We start from the raw sequence: 15,546 nt of genomic DNA on the forward strand, positions 1-15,546 counted from the left end.
GCACCGGGCTCGCACGTGCCGCTGCGTCAGCGCCGCGCGCGCACGCCCGCGCCGCGCACCTCGATCTGCACCTGGTCCAGTACCTTGCCCTGGGCGTCCATCAGCTCCACGCGGTGGCGGCCCGGCCAAGGCAGCCATGCCCACTGCGCGCCGCTGCCGGCCATCCGCCCGTCGATGCGCCAGCGCACCGCCGCGCGGCCCACACCGCCCGCCGTGAATTGCAGGCGCTGGTGCGCGGGCGGAATGTCCGGGTCCAGCGCCACCACGGTGCCCGACGCCGGCGCCAGGATGCGCGCCGCTACCGCCTCAGGACTTGCATCATTTGTGCCTGTAACGCCCGTCTCGCTTGCGCCACCAGCTTCACTTTCGATAGCAAATAACGCTTGCTGCGTGCCGCCCATGAACCACTCCTGCCGCGCACCCTCCAGCGGCTGGCCACCGTCGCCCGGCCCGAAGCGCACCGCCTGCCGCACCAGGCCCTGTGGCGGGCGCGGCGCGCGGCTGGGCGTGCTGCGGTGCAGCCAGCCCATGACCTCGGCCCAGATGGGCGCTGCGCCGCTGGTGCCGCTCACGTCATGCATGGCGGCGCCGCTGGCGTTGCCCACCCACACGCCCACGGTGTAGCGCTGCGACCAGCCCACGGCCCAGTTGTCGCGCATGTCCTTGCTGGTGCCGGTTTTCACCGCCGTCCAGAAGCGCGTGGCCAGCACGCTGTCGGTGCCAAAGGTGCGCACGCGCGCGTTGGCATCCGACAGGATGTCCCCCACGATGAAGGCCGCGCCGGCATCCAGCGCCGGCGTGAACGCCGGGCGCTGCGCAGGCGCATAGGCCACGGGGCTCAGGCGCCCGCCGTTGGCCAGCGCACGGTAGGCATTGGTCAGGTGCAGCAGCGGCACCTCGCTGCTGCCCAGCGCCAGGCTGTAGCCGTAATAGCCGCCCGATTCCGGCAGCGGCAGGCCCAGGCGCCGCAGTTGCTCGAAGAAGGCGTCGGGTGTCACCATCACCAGCGTGCGTACCGCCGGCACGTTCAGCGAGGCGGCCAGCGCGGTGCGCGCGGACACCCAGCCCTTGAACTGGCGGTCGTAGTTTTGCGGGATGTAGAGCCCGCCGGCGGTGGCGATGTGCGCGGGCGAATCGTGCACCAGCGAGGCGGCCGTGAGCCGCCGCTCGGCAATCGCCTGCGCGTACAGGAAGGGCTTGAGCGTGGAGCCGGGCTGGCGCAGGGCCAGCACGCCATCCACCTCGGCCGCCTGGCTCAAGGGGCCGGACGAGCCCACCCAGGCCAGCACCTCGCCCGTGGCGTTGTCCAGCACCACCAGCGCGGCGTCTTCCACGTTGCGCCCGCGCAGCTCGCGCAGGTGGCGCGTGAGCGTGTCCACCGCCATGCGCTGCAGCGGCGCGCTGAGCGTGGCGCGCACGCGCTGCTGCGCACTGCCCGACGGCATGCGCGCCCCCTGGCGCAGCAGCTGGCGCGCAAAGTGCGGCGCGATGCCCTGGCTGGCGTCGAACGCGCGGCGCTGCAACGCGGCGGTGGTGAACAGGTCCAGCGCGTCGCAATCGGCACCCTGCGCGCCGCTGTGGCCCGCCCGTTGCATGTCGCGCAGCACGCCACAGGCGCGCCGGGCCACCAATGCGGGCCGCGCATTGGGCGCGCGCACCAGGGCCGCGGCCACGGCGGCCTCGCGCTCATCCAGGCCGTGCGCGGCTTTGCCGAACAGCGTGCGCGCCAGCGCGTCGATGCCCACGATCTCCCCGCGAAACGGCACCAGGTTCAGGTACGCCTCCAGGATCTGGTCCTTGCGCCAGCGTCGGTCCAGCACCTGTGCGGCCACGGCCTGCCCCAGCTTCTGCGGCACGCTGCGCCCACCGGGGCCCTGGCGCAAGAAATCGGCATCCGGGCCGTCGAGCAGCCCCGCCAGCTGCATGGTCAGCGTGCTGGCGCCGCGCGTGCGCTGGTTCCACAGGTTGCCCCAGGCGGCGGCCGACACCGCGGCCCAGTCCACGCCGCTGTGCTCGTAAAAGCGCCGGTCCTCGCTCAGCACCAGCGCCTGGCGCAGCGCGGGCGACACATCGGCCAGGCCCAGCCACTGGCCGCGGCGCACGGTGGCGTCGGTACGCAGGCGCTGCAGCACCTCGCCCTCGCGCGAAAGCACCAGGGTCTCGGACGAGCGGAAATCGGCGCGCACCTCATCGAACGTGGGCAGCGCCAGGCTGACGGTGCTGGCCAGCGCCAGACACGCCGCCGCGAGGGCGCGCCGCCACCTCACAGGCGCGTCACCGCGTGGCGCGCAGTGCGGCCGCATCACACCAGCGCTGCGCCACCTGCGGCGAGGTGGTGCATACCGCGTCGTGCGTGGCGGTGGTCACGGCGCGCTCCAGCAACTGGATGTCGGCCTCGTGCTGGCGCGCCACGTGCGGGTCCTCGAAGAAGATGGCGCGGTGGCAGCGCCGCTGCAGCACCCAGTCGGCAATCTGCGCGTCGCCGCCCAGCGGGCCGCTGTTGAAGCGCTGCACCCAGGGCGTATCGGCGGGCCAGCCGCGCGCCCAGGCCAGTTCGTTCAGGCGCTGGCCCGTGGTGCCCGTGGCCACGCGCTGGCGAAAGCGCGAGAGCAGCTCGAAGTTGCGCGCCGCAAAGTCCAGCATGGCGGACTTCATCGCATCGTGCGCGATCAATGCCAGCGTCTGCGCGCCGTAGTCATGGAAGCGGTCGGCGTTGCGGTCGGCCGGCAGGCCGGCATGCATGCGCTCCATCTCCACCCAGTCGCGCGCGCTGGCCACCGTGGACAGGAACGGCTTGCCGTGGATCACGCACTGGCGCTTGAGCGCCAGCGCCTCCGGGAAGATGGACGACGGGTCCACCGGGTCGATGAGGTAGATGGCGCCGTCCAGCGTGCGGCCCGGCTCGGGCATGCCCACCACCTCGGCCACGAGCTTCATCAGCCCGCCCTCGCGCCCATAGGGGTAGCGCACCAGCGGCCGGTAGCCCTGCAGCATGCCGGCGGCGGCGATCGCATCATGGGTGCGGCCCACGGTGTGCAGGCCCAGCCGCAGTTCGCGTATGCCCGCCTCGCAGGCGCGCAGGAAGGCGAACAGCGCCCCGTCTTCGGTATGGTGGTGCAAACGGTTGGCGGCTAGACCCATCAGCATGTGCAAAGGCTTTCAGACGAAGAAGAGGGACAACTGCCGAGCATAGTCGCAGCCGCACACGCCACCGCTGCCGCGGCCTTACCGACCACGCCACCAGGCGAAGAGCAGCACAGCCAGCAGCACCCACAGCATGACGATGATCGCCGCGGCCAGCCAGCTGCGCGGGCGTGCCAGCATGCGCGCGGCACGCTCGCGCGCGGCCAGCAGCACCGGCGGCGGCAGCAGGCGCAGCACCAGCGCCAGGCCCAGGGGCACGATGAGCAGGTCGTCCAGATAGCCCAACACGGGAATGAAATCGGGCACCAGGTCGATGGGGCTCAGCGCATAGGCGGCCACGGCCAGCGCCAGCAGGCGCAGCGCCCAGGGGGTACGGGGGTCGCGCGCAGCCAAATAGACGACGAGCACGTCGCGCTTGAGCGCACGCGCCCATTGCTTGGCGGTTTGCAGCAGTCCCATGGCGTGTTCAGGCGGGGTGATTCATCCAAAGGGCTGCATCGTACGAGCTGCCCCGCGCGGAAATGGCTTGATGTACATCAAAACCCCACTGGGATCGGGTGACGACAGTGGCTGCATTCTCCCTTCGACACCCTCCCCTGCCCCATGGCCAAGAAGTTTCCGCTGAACCCCGCGCATCCCGAGCGCACGTGCTGGGGCTGCGACCGCTACTGCGCCGCCGATGCCATGCAGTGCGGCAACGGATCGGAGCGCAGCCAGCATCCGGCGGAGCTGTTCGGCCCCGACTGGGCCGAGTGGGAGCCGCCTTCTGCCGGCGAGGCGCCTGCACAGCAGCAGCCCGCCGCATCACAGCCCGCCTGACCGCGCGGTCACTCATTCCAGCACCAGCAGCACGGGCTGGTGGTCTGATGCCTGCGTCACGCCATCGACCCGCACCGCACGCACCCGGCTCCTCAGCGAATCACTGACCCAGATGAAGTCACAGGCCAGCGGCTGCGGCGCATAGGTCTGGTCGAACACGCAAAACGTGGGCGGCTGTGGCGTGCTGGGGTGCAGCAGTCGCCATGCATCCCACAGCGGGGGCTGGCCTGCCTGACCCGCGGTCGCGCCCTCCTCGTCCGCCAGCGCAGCGGCCAGGGCGGCGTATTCGGGCTCGTGCGCCTGCAGGTTGAAGTCGCCGCACAGCACGGCGTGGGGCGTGTACGCCTTGGGCTGGAACGGCGAGCCGTCGGCCAGGCCCTGCGGCGGCTGCGCAGCCTGCGCGCAGGCCTGCAGGTGCAGCGCACGCAGCGCCAGCGCCTGCGCCATGCGCTGGGGCTTGGAGTAGTACTCCAGGTGCGTGGTCATCACGCGCACCGGGCCCAGCGCGGGGTCCTGCACGGTGAGCACGCTGCACAGGCGCGGCATGCTGCGCACGCCGGCATCGGGCGGGTATGGCAACGGGTGGTTCTGCAGCTGCAGCACGGGCAGGCGCGTGGCGATCAGGTTGCCAAAGCGCTGGCGGCCCGCGGCGGTCCACTCATCCACCGCCGCGCCAAAGAACACCTGCCAGCCTGCGGGCAGCGCGGCCTGCACCTGCGCCACCTGGTCGCCGGGCGCGCCGGCCAAGCCGGGGTAGTTCACCGCGATCTCCTGCAGGCACAGCACATCCACGTCGCCCAGCGCCACTGCGTATTGCACGATGCGCGCGGGGTCCACGCGGCCGTCCAGGCCGCGGCACCACTGGGTGTTCCAGGTGACGAGCTGCATGGTTTACTCCTGAAAACAGAGCTGCTCGCGCTTGCTGCACGGGCGCTGGAGGCTGATTTGTTTTGAATCGCTACTTGATGCCCGCGCGCATGAAGCTTTGCACGAACTGGCGCTGAAAGAGTATGAACCCGATGAGCAGCGGCGCGGTTGACATCAGCGTGGCCGCGGTGATGAGCGACCATTCCACGCCCTGCTCCACCGACGAGAACACCTGCAGCCCCACGGTGAGCGGGCGGGATTCCACGCTGTTGGTGATGATGAGCGGCCACAGGAAGTTGTTCCAGTGAAAGCTCACCGACACCAGCGCAAACGCGGTGTACACCGGCCGCGCCAGCGGCACGTATACGCGCCACAGGATCTGCAGGGCGCTGGCACCCTCCACGCGCGCGGCTTCATCCAGCTCCTTGGGAATGCCCATGAAGGTCTGGCGCAGCAGGAAGATGGCAAACGCCGAGGCGAAGTACGGCAGCCCGATGGCCACCAGCGAATCCACCAGGCCCAGGCGACCCATGGTCTTGTAGTTCTCCACCAGCAGGATGTCGGGCATGACCATGAGCTGCACCAGCACCAGCGCGAAGGCCACGTTCTGGCCGCGAAAGCGATAGCGCGCGAAGGCATAGGCCGCCAGCGTGGACAGCACCAGCTGCGCGGCCAGGATCATCGCCACCAGCACGGTGGTGTTGAGGAAGTAGCGCGCGAAGGGCGCGGCCTCCCAGGCGCGGCGGAAGTTCTCCAGCGTCCAGGGCGCCAGCAGGTCGAAGCGCGTGGCGTACTCCGCGGGGTGAAAGGCCGTCCACACCGCATAGGCCAGCGGCAGCAGCCACAGCAGGGCCAGCGTCCAGGCGGCCAGGGTGTCCAGCAGGGTGACCTGGTACAGCGTATTGGTTCTCATGGCGCGTCGCGCCCTCCTAAGGGATGAAACCGGCACCACCCAAGCCAGGGCCGCCGTGCAAGGGCCGCCCCGCCGCACGGGCAGCGTCCTCCTTCCCACGCGCAGCGTGAGAGAAGAGGGAAGCGGTGCAGCGCTCAGGGGGGTGTTTCACTGGTAATGCACCCGTTTGTCGAACACGAAGAACTGCACCAGCGCCACGCCGGCCAGCGCCACCACCAGCACCACCGTGAGCGCCGCGGCATAGCCCGTGTCCCAGAACTTGAAGCCCACCTCGTACAGGTGGTACAGCAGCAGCGTGGAAGCGTTGTCCGGCCCGCCGCGCGTGAGGATGAAGAGATGGTCCACCAGACGGAAGGCGTTGATCACGGCATTGACCAGCACGAACAGCGTGGTGGGCATGAGCAGCGGCCACTGCACGCGGCGAAAGAAGTACCAGCGCGACGCGCCCTCGATGGCCGCGGCCTCCTTCAGGCTGGGGTTCAGCGTCTGCAACGCGGCCAGGTAGAAGATCATGAAGAAGCCCGCCTCCTTCCACACCGCCACCACCGTGACGCAGGCCAGCGCCGTCGCCGGGTCGCCCAGCCAGTTGCGCGACGGCAGCCCGAGCAGGCTGGTGATCTGCTCCAGCAGCCCGTACTGCGGCGTGTAGAAGAACAGCCAGATGTTGGCCACGGCGATCATCGGCAGCACGGTGGGCGTGAAGTACGCCATGCGCACCCAGGTACGCCCGACCATGCGCTCATTCACCCACAGCGCCATGATCAGCGCCAAGCCGATGGACAGCGGAATGGTCGCGCCAGCGAACCACAGGTTGTTGCGCGCGGCCTGCCAGAACACGGGGTCGTCCACCATGGCCGCATAGTTCTCCAGCCCCACCCACACCCCCGCACGGCCGCCGCGGGGCGTGGAATGGAAGCTGTCGATCAGCGTGGCCAGCGTGGGCCAGTGCGTGAAGGCCACCAACAGGACCAGGGCCGGAAGCAGCATCAGCCAGGCGTGCACGGCACGCTGGCTGCTGCCCGCATCCGGCGTGCTGCGCATCACCGGCATGGGAGGCTCGCCCTTACTTGTAGCTGCGCAGGATGCGGTCGGCCTCGCGCTGTGCGTCCTTCATCGCTTGCGCCGAGGTCTTGGTGCCGTTCAGCGCGGCCTGGATGGCGTCGTTGAGCACCTTGGTCACACGCTGGTTGTCGTGCGTGGAGAACTCGGCCACCGATACCGGCAGTTGGTCGCGCGCCACCAGCGCGGGCGGGAAGTCCTGGCCGTATTTTTTGAGCGCCGGCGTGTCGTAGGCAGCAGGCGAGACGGCCACGTAGCCGCTGTCCATGCTCCACTGCGCAGCGCGCTCGGGCTGGGTGATCCACTTGGCGAACTCGAACGCGGCCTGCTGCTGCTCTTGCGGCGCCTTCTTGAAGATGTAGAAATTGCCGCCGCCCGTGGGCGAGCCCTTGCGCAGGTTGCCGGCAATCTGGGCCACGCCGAAGTCGAACTTGGCGTTGTTCTTCACGTTGGTCAGGTTGCCCGTGGTCGTGACGATGATCGCGGCCTTCTTCTCGAAGAAGTCCTTGGGCGTCGTGCCCCACTCCACCACGCCCTTGGGGTGCACGCCTTCCTTGGCCAGGTTGACCCAGAAGTCCAGCGCCTCGATGACCTTGGGGTGGTCGAAGGTGACCTGGGTGCCGGCGCCGTTGGCCAGCAGCACGTCGTTGGGCGTGGTCAGCGTCTGCAGCATCCAGTAGGCAAAGCCGGTGGACGGGATCTGGATGCCGTACTGCGTCACGTTGCCGCTGGCGTCCTTCTTGGTGAGCTTATGCGCCGCTTCCTTCAGTTCCTTCCAGTTCTGGGGCGCCTTGTGGGGGTCCAGGCCGGCTTCCTTGAAGGCCTCCTTGTTGTAGTACATGACCACCGTGGAGCGCTGGAACGGCACGCCCCAGGTCTTGCCGCCCGTCTGGCTGTTGGCCATGAAGGCCGGGTAGAAGCCCTTGAGCCAGGCACGGTCGGCGTCGGTCTTCACGAAGTCGTCGATGGGGGCGATGGCGTCCTCGTCGATCAGCGTGAACATATCGGTGGACAGCAGCACCGACGTGGCCGGCGCCTTGCCGGACTTGTGCGCGGTGAGCGCCTTGACGATGGTCTCCTGGTACGTGCCGGCATAGATGGGCACCACCTTGTACTGCGGATGCGCCTTGTTGAAATCGGCCGCGTAGCCGTCGATCACCTTGGTGATGGGGCCGCCCACGACCACGGGGTAATAGAACGGCACCTCCACCGGGGCCTGCGCATGGGCGGTAACGGCACACAGCGCCATGGCCGCGAGGGCGGGCGCAGCCAAGGTCTTCAAAAACATCTTGCGTTGCATTGCGAAAGCTCCTGGGGTCTGGAAAGAGTGGGGAGAGGAAACGAAAGGCAGCGCCGTGCACGCGCATGCGGCGCAGGCTGCGTAAGAAGTGGCTCAAGCCGCCAGGCGCTGGCCCTGGGCGTCAAAGAAATGCTGGTCGTGCCCGCACCACCGCAGGCGCACACCCTGGCCGTTGGCTGCGGGGGCGTGCTGCCCCGGCGCGCGCACGGTGATGAATTCGGTGCCGATGGCGCAGCGCAGCACGGCATCCGCGCCCAGGTATTCCTGGCTGTGCACGGCGGCGGCCACGCCGCTCGACCCACCGCTGCCATCGTCCAGGGCCACGGCCTCGGGACGCAGGCCGAGCCAGTGCGCCTGCGTGCGACCCACGGCGATATCGGTGCCCGCGATGCGGCCCTGCTCCAGGCGCACCAGGTTCATGGCGGGCGTGCCGATGAAGCGCGCGGCAAAGGTGGAAGCGGGCGCGGCGTACACATCGCGCGGCGGTGCGCACTGCTCCACACGCCCCTGGTGCAGCAGAACCACCTGGTCGGCCATGCTCATGGCCTCGGCCTGGTCGTGCGTCACGTACACCACGGTGAGGCCCAGGCGCTGCTGCAGCTCGCGCAGCTCGGTGCGCATCTCCTGGCGCAATTGCGCATCCAGGTTGGACAGCGGCTCGTCCATCAGGCACACGCGGGCCTGGGCCACCAGGGCGCGGCCCAGCGCCACGCGCTGCTGCTGCCCGCCGGACAACTGTGCGGGCCGACGCTCCAGCAGCGGGGCCAGGCCGAGCAGCTCGGCGGCTTGCGCCACGCGCTGCGCGGCCTCGGCCTTGGGCACCTTGCGCACCGCCAGTCCAAAGCCGATGTTCTGCGCCACGCTCAGGTGCGGAAACAGCGCATAGTTCTGAAACACCATCGCGATGCCACGCCGCGCCGGCGGCAGCTGCGTGACGTCCTGCCCGTCGATGCGCACGCTGCCCGACGTGGGTGACTCCAGCCCGGCGATGATGCGCAGCGTGGTCGATTTGCCGCAGCCCGAGGGTCCCAGCAGCACGCAGAAAGAACCGGGCTCAATGCGCAGGTTCATGGACTGCAATGCCGTGGTGCTCCCCCAGGACTTGGCAACCGCATCAAGTTCGATCAGTGACATCGCGGCAGTGTAGGGACCGCTTGTGACGCTGGCGTTACGCACCCGCACGCCGCGGCGGGCCACCCGCCCACCCGCCACGGCCCGTCGATCGGTCCGTGGCGGTGCGACACCAAAACTGCCGCTAACGCCCGTCCATCAAGCGCCAGCAGCTATGCATTGAATAGTCACGGGCGCTGCACCACGTTCACCCGTGCATTCGGTGCCTCGCCGAACATCTCGGGCGCATACAGTGCCTCGACGCGGCTGGGCGGCAGCGCAAAGTCGCCCGCATTGTTCAGGCGCACGGTGTACTGCATCGTCACCGTGCCCTTGGGCAGGTACTCGTAGTAGCTGCGGAAGGACTCGAAGCCGCGCTCCTCGAACGCGGGCCAGCCCCGGCCCTCGCGCTTCTCGCCCTGCGTGGCGATCTCGGAGTCGCGCCCCAGGCCGCTGCCCCGGATGGTCGCCCCTGCGGGGATGGGATCGGTGATCGCCACCCAGGTCATGTCGGCCGTACCGGTCACCTCCAGCGTCACGCGCAGCACGTCCCCGCGCGAGTAGCTGCCCGCGGGCAGTGCCTTGTCGGCCTGCTCAACCGGCGTGACCGTGCGCTTGAGGGTGTAGCCCGCGCTGAACGGCTGCTGGCGCGGCACGGCCGCCACCGACTGCAGCGTGAGCCACGGCTTGCCCGGCCCCTGGTGCGTGACCACGAGCGGCTGCGCCGCGCCAGCGCCCGTGCCCCACGGCAGGAACATGCCGTTGTTCTTGAGCATGCCGGGCGCCGCTGGCGCGCCGAACCAGCGGGTCTGGTGCGCGGCGCCCGCGGCGTCGCTGGCCTTGGCCGGCTCCACCTTGGCCCAGTCCACGCTAGCGCTGTGGCCGCCGAGCGTGGCGCGGGTGGTGCCGGCCACCGGCGTGGACTCGAAGCGGGCGCTGAACTTCTCCAGCGCCAGCCCGCCCCACAGGTTGGCCGTGGTGGTGTGCCATGCGCCGCCCTGCTGGCGCGCGATGAAGCCGCTGGCCAGGCGCCCCATGTCGTCCTTCCACGCGGGGTCGTCCAGCACGGCCAGCATGAGGCGCGCGGTGTTCACGTCGCCGTTCTGCATCAGCCACCACCAGTAGTCCTGCTGCTCGGTGCTGAACAGCAGCTTGGTGCCCTGGTAGGACAGGCGGCCCTTGAGGATCTGCATCGCCTCGGCCAGGCGCTGCTCGCGCTGCGGCACGCCCTGCACCCGCTTGAGTACGTTGACCCAGTCGATCACCGCGTGCGTCGGCCACTGGTTGGGCGCGATGGTGATGCTCTCCAGCAGCCGCGCCGGGGCATGGCCCGTGCGCGATAGCGCCTCGATGGCCGCCAGCTTGCGCAGGTCCAGATCCTTGCGCGGGCTCCAGAAGTCGCGCTGGATGCGCCCTTCCACGAAGGCCGTCAGCCCGCGCTCCATGGCCTCGCGCACTTCGACAGGCAGCGTGAACTCGGGGTACAGCGCGGCCGCTTCGTGCGTGGCGGCCAGCAGGTAGGCGGTGAGCGTGTCGCTGCCCCGGTTCGCGCTGCCTTCGCTCGGCGGGAAGTAGTAGGCCAGGCCGTCGCCGTCCAGGTAAGTGGGCATCTGCGCGGCCACGCTGCGCCACAGCGCGGCATCGCGCAGGCCGATGGCCTTGCTGGCCTTTTGCTCCAGGCAGGCGAACGGGTAGTTGGCCCACCAGTCGCGCACACCGGGCAGGCCCTCGGCCAGCCGGGGCTGCAGCGCCAGCTTGAGGCCGCCGCGCCCCTGCAGCGCACCGGCGGGCGGCGCCGCCTCCGTCTGGAAGCTGCCGTCCAACTGCACCAGCGTGGCCTGCTGCACGGCCAGCGGCACGGCCGGCACCAGCCGCTGGGTCACCTTGAGCGCATCGCGTGCGCCGCTCACCGTATCGCGCGCCTCGATCTCCCACAGCAGCGCCTGGGCACGCGTCTGGGCCAGCTGCGCGGGCGCGGTGACGGACCACGCCACCTCGCGCGACTCGCCTGCGGGGATCGCCACGGTCTGCTGGTCCAGCTGCAGCAGCGTGGCACGCGGCGTGACCTCGACCTTCATCGCCGCCTTGGTGGTGTTGCGCAGCGTGAGCTGCGCGCGGAACTGGTCTTCCTCGCGCACCAGCGGCGGCAGGCCGCTGATGATCTGCAGGTCCTGCGTGGCGCGGATCTGCGTGGCAACGGTGCCGAACAGGCCCGTTCCCGCATCCGCCACCGCTACCACCTTGAAGGTGGTGAGCGCGTCGTTGAGCGGCACGGTCACCTGCGCCCGGCCGTTCGCGTCCAGCTGAATGGCGGGCCGCCACAGCAGCAGCGTGTCCAGCAGCTCGCGCGTGGCCGTGTGGCCGCCGCCGCCGCCCGCAGGCACGGCCTTCTTGCCGTAGTGGCGCCGGCCGATGATCTCCATCTGCGCGGTGGAAGTCTCCACGCCCCACGCCCGGCGCTGCAGCATGGCCTCCAGCAGGTTCCAGCTGGTGTTGGGCATCAGCTCCAGCAGCGCCTGGTCCACGGCGGCCAGCGCCACCTCGGCGCCGGCGGCGGGCTTGCCGTCCGGCAGCGTGGCGGTGATGGTGACCTGCGCCTTGCCGCGCACCGGGTAGCTGTCCTTGTCGGCCTTGACCTGCACCGCGATCTGGTGCGCGGCATGGCCCACACGCAGCTCGGCCACGCCCAGCCGGTAGGCGGGCTTGGACAGGTCCACCATGGCCGTGGGGGCGACGTACTCGCGGCCTTCGTACCAGAAGGCGTTCCACCATTCGCGCGGCGCCTTGAAGCCCCAGGTGAAGAAGCTGTACCAGGGCACCTCGCGCAGGCGCCCGCGCAGCGCCAGCACGCTCACGTAGACGTTGGGGCTCCAGTCCTGCCCGATCTGTACCTGCACCGTGGGGTCCTGGCCATTGAGCTGCACCACGCGCGTGTCGATGATGCCCTCGCGTTCCACGCTGACCAGCGCCGTGGCATGGCGAAACGGCATGCGCACCTGCAGCCGCGCGGTCTCGCCGGGCTGGTAGCTCTTCTTCTCGGGCAGCACGTCGATGCGGTCATGGTCCTCGCCGCCAAACCACAGCTCGCCGCGCCGCGTGACCCAGACGGAGGACGCGGCCTGGGCCTCGTTGCCGTCCTTGTCGCGCGCGGTGACCACCAGCTCCACCTCGCCGGGCTCGTCCAGCTTGGCGTCGCACAGCAGCAGGCCGCGGCTGTCGCTTTTGCCGGTGCACACGGTGCCCAGGTCCTTGGTCTCGGTCTTGTTGTCGTAGCTGTAAAAGCCTCCCACCATGCGCTTGCGGCTGGTGGTGGTGACATGCGCGATGGCCTGCACGGCCAGGGGCACACCGGCCTGGGGCTGGCCCTGCAGCGACAGCGCCAGCGCCTGGAAGCGCACGCGGCTCGCAGCCGATGCCCAGCCCTCGGTCTTCACGCCCGCCACCACGGCGGCCGGCCACAGCGTGTGCGTGCTGCGCACCGTCTGCACCTCGCCATTGGGGTCGGCATAGGTGGCCTCCAGCACCAGGTCCTGCGCCTGGCGGGCCGGGGGCAGTTCTTCGATGGTCACGCGACCCGCGCCGCTCTTGTCCAGCGTGAGCGCCAGCTTGTCGGCCACCACGCGCGCGTCCTGCCGCGCCGCGGGCTCCTCGTCGTCATCGCCCGCCTGCGCGCCGCGCTTGCGGGGCGGCTGGAAGCTGAAGGCGTCGAAGTCGCCGAACTGCAGGAACTTGCCGCGCACCATGGCCGACACCCGCACCGGCAACTGGCCGGCAGGGCCGCCAGACACGTAGCCCACCCGCACGTCGGCCGGCACCGAGCGCACGCGCACCAGCGGCTTGCTGTCCGCGGGCGCGATACGCCCTTCCAGCACCGGCAGGCGGAACTCCTCCACGCGGAAGCTCCCGGACTCGAACGAGCGCTCGCCCCCATTGACGTCAGCGCCGCGCAGCTCCACCTGGTACAGGCCCAGCTTGGCCGCCGGCGGCACCGCGAACTCGCTGGTGGCCGACAGGCCGCCCGTGCCCGTCTTGCGCCACTGCAGCGGCTGGGTGAACTGCTGGCCGCTGCCGACGTGGGTGATCGCCAGTTCCGACGGCCGCTCCTGCGGCAGCGCAAAGCCCTGGCGGTTCTGCAGGCGCAGCACGTGCTTCATGGACACCGTCTCGCCCGCGCGCAGCAGCGTGCGGTCGAAGATGGTGTGGGCCACGGTATCCGGGCGCGGGTCGCTGCTGGTGGGCAGGTTAAAACGCCAGGGCTCGATGCCGCGCTGCCAGTCGCTCCAGGCAAAGGCCAGATCCTCCACCCCGTCCGCGCCGCGGTGGCGCGCGCTCACGAAGTAGGCCTGCGAGCCATCGCCGTAGTCGTCGTAGCCGTCTGCGTCGCCGCAGCGCGGCGGCTCGGGCGACAGTCCGTCAAAGCGCGCAATACCCTGCGCATCGGTCTGCGCCTGGGCCAGCAGGCGACCCCGGCAATCGGACACGCGCACGCTCGCGCCCGGCACGGGCTGCCCCTTGTCCAGCGTGGTCACCCAGGCCAGCGCGTTCTCGCGGCCCAGCTTGAAATGCACGCCCAGGTTGGTCACCAGCGCCGCCGTGCGCACATACATGGTGCGGCCGGCGCCGTGGCGCTCGTCCAGCAGCGCGCCGCCCAGCGCCTGCGACGCCACCTCCACCACATGGAAACCCGGCGCCAGCGGTATGCCCACGACCTCGAACGGCCGCGGGTCCGCTGCCGCGGCGCGGGGCAGCTCCAGCGCCTTGGCGCCGCTCTGGCCGGCCAGCAGCGACAGCATGCGGGTCTGCACGTACTCCTTGTTCTCCTGCCCCTGCAGCGGCTGGGGCAGGGTGCTCACGCCGTCCCTGCGGGCCTGCCCACGCTCCACCAGCGCGCCGTGGTAGCGGCGCACCTTGCGCATCCAGGCGATGATCTCCGCATCGCCGCCGGGCTGCAGCGTGCGCACCCGGCCTGCCGGCGCCTCGGGGGTGGACGCAGGTTGCAGGCCCTGCACGCGCAGCGCGGGTTCCACCTTGCGCAGCGTCACGGGTAGCAGCGCGGGCGGGTGGTCCTCGGCCGGGCCTTCGGCAAAGCGCTCGACGATGCCAAAAGGCGCCGCCGCAAACTTGGCCAGCGGCGGCATGCCGCCCGTGGCCACCTTGAGCGGGAAGCTCGCCGCATTGCGCGGCGCGCGCCCCGCGGCATCGCGAAAGTCCGCCGGCAGCTCCACCGTGAAGGACGTGCTCTCGGCCAGCGGCACGCCAAAGCGCACGGCATTCACTAGCGTATCGCCCGGTTGCGCGGCCGTGCCCTCCCCTTCGCCCTCAAAGCGCGGCAGCAGCGTCTCGTAGCTGGACTTCAGCCGTATGCCCGCCGCCACCTTGCGCGATACGGGTGCGTTGAACGACAGCACCATGGGGCGGATCGGCAGGCACGCGGCCTGGGCGTTCTCGCGCTCGCACTGGAACTCCACGGCAAAGGGCTCGCGCACCTGGAAGGCAAAGCGCTTTTCCACCGTGTTCGCCACGCCGCTGGGCGTGGCCACGCCCTTGCCGAAGACAAGCTGCATGCGCGTGCCCGAGGTCAGGCGGCGGTTGCATGCCAGCGTGGCGTATTGCAGCGGCGCCTGCGCGGCGCGCTTGTCCAGCCCGAGGGCCTTGAGGATGTCGCCGCGCTGCGCACCTTCGACCAGGCGCACAGGCACGCGCTCGCCCACGCCGTCCAGCGCGCACCAGGCATGGCTGCGCAGGCTGTCCTGCGTGGCCGCGCCGTTCAGCTGCAGCACGAACACCTGCTCCTCGTCGATGGACTGGTAGGTGCCGGGCAGGATGCGCTGGACAAACGGGCCGCCACTATTGAACTGATAGCTTTTCGCGCCCGACAGCTCTGCGCCGGAGACCGATTTGAACCCCGACCTGGCGGTGGCCGTGCAGCGCACGCCCGGCGGCAGGTCGCGCGCGAAGTCGAACACCCATTCGCGCTCGCCCGTCCAGCGGCCCGTGCCCTTGGCTGCATCGGCGTCGCTGCACTGCACCGTGAAGGGAGCCGGCGCCTGTGGGTCGCCAAAGCGCACGGCGGCCGCGTCAAACCGCGCCACCACCTGGCGCACCTGCGCCACCTCGCCCTGGGGCGAAAAGCTGCTCACCTGCAGCGCCTGCGCGCCGCCCGCCAGCAGTGCGCCACCCGCGGCAACCCACCGTATCCATGTATTCAAGAGATCCCCCCTGCAGTGCTTTGGCCGAGCGTATCAAAGCGCTCCATGCGCCACGCGGCTGTTGCATGCGCTTACAGCCTGGGCAGACCCCGTCCCGTGCGGTGGCGCATGACGACGCCCAAAGG

10 protein-coding genes are annotated in these 15,546 nt (G+C 70.2%); 1 reads left to right on the top strand and 9 read right to left on the bottom strand.

Annotated features, from left to right (window positions below; all coding sequences use genetic code 11):
- Nucleotides 1-26 precede the first annotated feature (26 nt).
- The 3 genes from pbpC to PCQ86_RS15170 form a co-directional block, all read right to left on the bottom strand.
- Nucleotides 27-2,303, bottom strand: coding sequence for a penicillin-binding protein 1C (gene pbpC, locus PCQ86_RS15160; RefSeq protein WP_270175455.1), 2,277 nt, complete (start codon nt 2,301-2,303; stop codon nt 27-29).
- Entirely contained in the window at nt 2,275-3,147 is an 873-nt protein-coding gene (locus tag PCQ86_RS15165) for a methylglyoxal synthase (protein ID WP_015913994.1), read from the bottom strand. Before PCQ86_RS15165 ends, pbpC begins: the two co-directional genes overlap by 29 nt.
- Nucleotides 3,148-3,225: 78 nt before the next feature.
- Nucleotides 3,226-3,603, bottom strand: a complete 378-nt coding sequence (locus PCQ86_RS15170; RefSeq protein ID WP_103737410.1) for a YkvA family protein — start codon at nt 3,601-3,603, stop codon at nt 3,226-3,228.
- 144 nt (nt 3,604-3,747) lie between these two features.
- Here PCQ86_RS15170 and PCQ86_RS15175 point away from each other — a divergent pair, with 144 nt between their 5' ends.
- Entirely contained in the window at nt 3,748-3,963 is a 216-nt protein-coding gene (locus tag PCQ86_RS15175; protein WP_011806421.1) for a DUF3079 domain-containing protein, read from the top strand.
- Nucleotides 3,964-3,975: 12 nt separating this feature from the next.
- Here the strand turns inward: PCQ86_RS15175 and PCQ86_RS15180 are convergent, their stop codons facing one another.
- The 6 genes from PCQ86_RS15180 to PCQ86_RS15205 all read right to left on the bottom strand — a co-directional run bounded on the left by PCQ86_RS15180 (nt 3,976) and on the right by PCQ86_RS15205 (nt 15,421).
- On the bottom strand, nt 3,976-4,851 hold the full coding sequence (locus PCQ86_RS15180) for an endonuclease/exonuclease/phosphatase family protein (protein WP_103737409.1): 876 nt from the start codon (nt 4,849-4,851) through the stop codon (nt 3,976-3,978).
- A 70-nt stretch (nt 4,852-4,921) separates the two neighbouring features.
- The gene (locus PCQ86_RS15185) at nt 4,922-5,743 is read right to left on the bottom strand and encodes a carbohydrate ABC transporter permease (RefSeq protein WP_011806423.1); all 822 of its coding nucleotides are present in this window, start codon (nt 5,741-5,743) and stop codon (nt 4,922-4,924) included.
- A gap of 147 nt (nt 5,744-5,890) precedes the next feature.
- Nucleotides 5,891-6,793, bottom strand: a complete 903-nt coding sequence (locus tag PCQ86_RS15190; protein ID WP_270174120.1) for a carbohydrate ABC transporter permease — start codon at nt 6,791-6,793, stop codon at nt 5,891-5,893.
- 13 nt (nt 6,794-6,806) lie between these two features.
- Nucleotides 6,807-8,102 carry an ABC transporter substrate-binding protein gene (locus PCQ86_RS15195; RefSeq protein ID WP_270174121.1) on the bottom strand — a complete coding sequence of 432 codons (1,296 nt, stop codon included), beginning with the start codon at nt 8,100-8,102 and terminating at the stop codon, nt 6,807-6,809.
- A 93-nt stretch (nt 8,103-8,195) separates the two neighbouring features.
- Nucleotides 8,196-9,236, bottom strand: coding sequence for an ABC transporter ATP-binding protein (locus PCQ86_RS15200; protein ID WP_270174122.1), 1,041 nt, complete (start codon nt 9,234-9,236; stop codon nt 8,196-8,198).
- 164 nt (nt 9,237-9,400) lie between these two features.
- The gene (locus PCQ86_RS15205) at nt 9,401-15,421 is read right to left on the bottom strand and encodes an alpha-2-macroglobulin family protein (RefSeq protein WP_270174123.1); all 6,021 of its coding nucleotides are present in this window, start codon (nt 15,419-15,421) and stop codon (nt 9,401-9,403) included.
- Between the last annotated feature and the right edge of the window lie 125 nt (nt 15,422-15,546).

The sequence above is a fragment of the Diaphorobacter sp. ED-3 genome (genome assembly GCF_027625375.1).
Taxonomy (GTDB): domain Bacteria; phylum Pseudomonadota; class Gammaproteobacteria; order Burkholderiales; family Burkholderiaceae_C; genus Diaphorobacter; species Diaphorobacter nitroreducens.

Coding starts and splice junctions, on each gene's coding strand:
- pbpC (WP_270175455.1), bottom strand. CDS start 2,303: ATGCGGCCGCACTGCGCGCCACGCGGTGACGCGCCTGTGAGGTGGCGG.
- PCQ86_RS15165 (WP_015913994.1), bottom strand. CDS start 3,147: ATGCTGATGGGTCTAGCCGCCAACCGTTTGCACCACCATACCGAAGAC.
- PCQ86_RS15170 (WP_103737410.1), bottom strand. CDS start 3,603: ATGGGACTGCTGCAAACCGCCAAGCAATGGGCGCGTGCGCTCAAGCGC.
- PCQ86_RS15175 (WP_011806421.1), top strand. CDS start 3,748: ATGGCCAAGAAGTTTCCGCTGAACCCCGCGCATCCCGAGCGCACGTGC.
- PCQ86_RS15180 (WP_103737409.1), bottom strand. CDS start 4,851: ATGCAGCTCGTCACCTGGAACACCCAGTGGTGCCGCGGCCTGGACGGC.
- PCQ86_RS15185 (WP_011806423.1), bottom strand. CDS start 5,743: ATGAGAACCAATACGCTGTACCAGGTCACCCTGCTGGACACCCTGGCC.
- PCQ86_RS15190 (WP_270174120.1), bottom strand. CDS start 6,793: ATGCCGGTGATGCGCAGCACGCCGGATGCGGGCAGCAGCCAGCGTGCC.
- PCQ86_RS15195 (WP_270174121.1), bottom strand. CDS start 8,102: ATGCAACGCAAGATGTTTTTGAAGACCTTGGCTGCGCCCGCCCTCGCG.
- PCQ86_RS15200 (WP_270174122.1), bottom strand. CDS start 9,236: ATGTCACTGATCGAACTTGATGCGGTTGCCAAGTCCTGGGGGAGCACC.